This is a genomic window from Edaphobacter sp. (assembly GCF_035532915.1).
Taxonomy (GTDB): Bacteria; Acidobacteriota; Terriglobia; order Terriglobales; family Acidobacteriaceae; genus Edaphobacter.
The window spans coordinates 1-4440 of record NZ_DATKQC010000350.1; the positions used below are offsets into that span (position 1 = coordinate 1).

2 protein-coding genes are annotated in these 4440 nt (G+C 57.3%); both read left to right on the top strand.

Annotated elements, in window-relative coordinates; translation table 11 throughout:
• On the top strand, positions 1 to 1037 hold a 1037-nt coding region (locus VMU57_RS16670; protein ID WP_325385439.1), incomplete at its 5' end, for a hypothetical protein.
• 27 nt (positions 1038 to 1064) lie between these two features.
• Positions 1065 to 4145 carry a type I restriction endonuclease subunit R gene (locus VMU57_RS16675; RefSeq protein WP_325385441.1) on the top strand — a complete coding sequence of 1027 codons (3081 nt, stop codon included), beginning with the start codon at positions 1065 to 1067 and terminating at the stop codon, positions 4143 to 4145.
• Positions 4146 to 4440: the final 295 nt, after the last annotated feature.

Consider the following 4440-nt stretch of genomic DNA (forward strand, 5'->3'; position numbering starts at 1 on the left):
TCACCAAATCAGACCTTATTCTTCTCGCGGGGAAGGCAGATGAGGAGTTGCAGCAAGCCAAAATAGATATCGACGATACGCCGCCTTATGTCGACCGGTTCCAAATTGATCAGCAGGCGTTTGAACAGGTTTTAGATGATGGAGTGTCATATTTTAATCCGCGCGCTAAGCAATACGATGTCAACTCCGTTCGCAGCATTTACGTCCTGCGCGGGCACAGTAATCCAGCATCTGTTGAGAAGTCGCGCGCCACGCTAGTCACAAGCAATTCAGGATTTGCACGAGCAGCGTACGCGTATGGGCAAAACGTTGAACAAAGCCGAGACGTCTCCAGTGTAATTACTGATTTTAGTCTAGCGAACATGGCTTGGCTCAAAGCCCCCATCGGTGCTCCAGGGCTACCGAGGATCGAGGTTTTGGCATTCTCTTATGCTGCTCTTCAGCCATCACGCGAACTCCTGGACAAATTTCTGTCAGAGGTCGAAAAACTACAGAAGAATAATAGAATCACTGAGCGCGATCATCAACTTTTGCGAAGTACTTCGCTTGCTAACGAGGAATTGATGAAGCTGACGCTCGGAGACGACTCGGCTCTAACCGAGGAGACAGTGATCCAAACGCTAGGCCGCGTGACTGCTGAGATCAAACGAGAGGAAGCTACGAAGACGGCTGATGAAGTACAGGCCCATCAAGGAACCAAACAAGAGCTCAATGCTGAAAGTGAAAAGCGAAATCGCCTACAGGAGCGCCTGTACTGGAAGTGCGACAAATCCGCGCGACGGATTACGCGAGGCATCGGAGCCTTTATTGTGCTCTTGCTCGTCATTGGGTTGCTCGAAGGGGTTGGATTGAGATCTACGAACCGGTTGGGTGGATGGATTCTGATGGTAGGGTCTGCTGCATGTCTGCTGTTCAGCATTGCGAGCTTTCTGATAGGAGCCACCGTGAAAAGCTTGCAGGATAAAGTCCACGGATACCTTCTTAGGAACTTCATTACAAAGGAATCCAAAGCCACCGGCGTGGCCTTGAGCAGTTAACGTTAGTTGCAAATCGGAGTAAGCGGATTGCTGGAAAACAAGTTTACCGAATCCGTTGTCGAAGAGGCCGCGCTCGAATGGCTAGAGGCCAGGGGCTGGACGATTCTGCATGGGCCGGAGATTGCCTCCGGAATGCCCGCTGCCGAGCGCACCGATCCGGACTTTCGCGATGTGGTGCTGGAGCGCAGGCTGCGCCAGTCGCTGCAACGGCTGAACCCTGTGCTCTCGCAGGACGCCATCGAGGCCGCGCTGCGCAAGCTGACCATCGTAGATGGGCCGAGCCTGCTGGAGCGCAACCGCGCCGCATGGCGGATGCTGACCGATGGCGTTGCGGTGGAGATTGCGCGCCCGGACGGAACGCTGGGCGGCTTTCCCGTGCGCGTGGTGGACTTCGACCATCCCGAAAACAACGACTGGGTGGCCGTGAACCAGTTCACCGTGCGCGAAGGCCAGCACGTGCGGCGGCCCGACATTCTGCTCTTTCTGAACGGCCTGCCCATCGCAGGGATCGAACTGAAAAACGCGACCGACGAGAAGGCCACCATCTGGGCCGCCTACGACCAGTTCCAGACCTATAAACACCAGATTCCGTCGCTCTACGTCCACAACGCGCTGCTCTGCATCTCGGACGGCATGGAGGCCCGCGTCGGCTCGCTGACCTCGCCGCCGGAGCGCTTTCTGCCGTGGCGCACGATTGAAGGCGAGAAGCCCGCGCCCGCGACCATTCCTCAGTTGCGCGTGGTGATCGAGGGACTCTTCGACCGGCAGCGACTGCTGGACTACCTGCACTACTTCATCGTCTTCGAGGAAGAGAAGACGGGTACGGTGAAGAAGGTTGCCGGATACCACCAGTTCCACGCGGTGAACCATGCCATCGACGCGACGATTGCCGCAGCGGACAGCCAGGGCGACCGCCGCGCCGGCGTCGTCTGGCACACGCAGGGTTCCGGCAAGAGCCTGACGATGGTCTTTTATGCGGGACGGCTGGCGCTCGATCCGCGCTTGCAGAATCCAACGATTGTCGTCCTGACGGACAGGAACGACCTGGACGACCAGCTCTTCGGCACCTTCTCCCGCTGCCATGAGACGCTGCGCCAGCCGCCGATGCAGGCTGCGAGCCGGGAGCATCTCCGCCAACTGCTAAGCGTCTCTTCAGGCGGAATTGTCTTCACGACGATTCAGAAGTTCGCTCCGGACGCAGGTGACCAGCAGGAGGAGTTAACAGACCGACGCAACGTGATTGTGATTGCCGACGAGGCGCACCGCAGCCAGTACGACTTTATCGACGGTTTCGCGCGGCACATGCGGGATGCCTTGCCGGGGGCCTCGTTCATCGGCTTCACCGGAACGCCGATTGAAAAGACCGACGCCAGCACCACGGCGGTCTTCGGCGACACGATCTCGGTCTATGACATTCAACGCGCGGTGGCCGATGGCGCAACGGTGCCCATCTACTACGAGAACCGGCTCGTCAAACTCGATCTGGATGAGACGTTGAAGCCGCAACTGGACTCCAGCTTTGAGGAAGCTACCGAGACGGAAGAGCTGAGCCACAGGGAGCGTCTGAAGACACGCTGGGCGGCGGTCGAGGCCATTGTTGGCACGGAAAAGCGAATCAAGATCATCGCGAAAGACCTGGTGGACCACTTCGAGGAGCGGTGCGAAGCGATGGAAGGGAAAGCCCTCATTGTCAGCATGAGCCGCCGGATCTGTGTGGAACTGTACCGCGAGATCGTCGCGCTACGGCCAAAGTGGCACAGCGAAGACGACGCAACGGGCGCAATCAAGATTGTGATGACGGGAAGTGCGACCGACCCGCTAGAGTGGCAATCCCACATCCGCAACAAAAAACGGCGGGAGGCCATTGCCGAACGCTTCAAGAAGCCCAACGATCCACTCCGTCTGGTCATCGTCCGCGATATGTGGCTGACTGGGTTCGACGTGCCTTGCCTGCATACCATGTACATCGACAAGTACATGCATGCGCACGGCCTGATGCAGGCGATTGCCCGCGTCAATCGCGTGTTCCGCGACAAACCTGGCGGCTTGGTGGTGGACTATCTCGGCATTGCGCAGGAGCTGAAGAAGGCGCTTTCAACCTATACGGAAGGTGGCGGGGAAGGCGACCTGACGCGGCCCCAGCACGAAGCCGTGGAGTTGATGCTGAGGAAGCACGAAGAGTGCTGCGAACTCTTCGATGGCTTTGACTGGTCAGGGTGGAGCACGGCAACGCCTGCGGCCAAAGTGGAATTGCTTCCGGGAGCGCAGGAGCACATCCTCGCACAGCAGGAGGGCCGGGAGAAGCTAAGCAGCACCGTTGCGGAACTCTCTCATGCCTTCGCACTCGCCGTTCCACACGAAGAAGCCATCCGCATCCGGGATAATGTGGGATTTTTTCAGGCCGTGAAGTCCGTACTGGCGAAGACGCCAACGCAGCAGGTTCGTCCCGTGGACACGGAGCACGCGATCCGCCAGATCGTATCGAACGCGATTGTGTCGGAAGATGTCGTGGACATCTTTGCCGCTGCTGGATTGAAGAAGCCTGATCTGTCGATTCTGTCGGACGAATTTCTTGCTGAAATACAGTCGATGCCGCAACGGAATCTTGCTGTGGAACTTCTGCAAAAGCTCCTCCGTGGAGAGATCAGGACGCGCTCAAGGCGCAATGTTGTTCAGGCCCGTAAATTCTCTGAGCTTATAGAGGCTTCGCTCCGGCGCTATCAAAATCGGGCGGTCGAAACGGCACAGGTGATTGAAGAACTGATTGCCTTGGCGAAGAATCTGCGTGAAGCAGCGAAACGCGGAGAAAATCTCGGCTTAAACGAAGACGAACTCGCGTTTTATGACGCATTGGAAGTCAACGACAGCGCGGTTCAGGTATTAGGAGATGATTCTCTCCGCACCATCGCGCGAGAGCTGGTCGAAAACGTCCGCAGGAATATCAGTCTTGACTGGACACAACGAGAGAACGTGCAGGCCAGGCTCCGTGTGATCGTCAAGCGCATCCTGAAGAAGTACGGCTACCCCCCAGACAAGCAGGAGCGTGCGACACAAACTGTTCTGGAGCAAGCCGAGGTGCTATCGGAGGCTTGGGCAACCGCGACGTAGGATTCGTCGATATCGTAGTCTGATGAACTTCGGGACCCACGGCCTCTGCCGATCTGCGGCAGAGTTTGGAATGGAATCTACATTTATTTGGAAGATTTTGGGCAGAGATTTTGCGCGAAATCGCCAGCATTCCTGCGGCGTGGGCAGAGGTCTCAAGGGCAGAGGACGCGGGTTCGATAAGGGTCCAATAAGCGTTGCCAAGGGTGTCTCAGGGCGCTCAAACTGGCCATTCGTGCCCCTGATTTCTATAAGTTACGCGTGGTAGGTTTGCTGTCACGGCAGAGGTCGCGGGTTC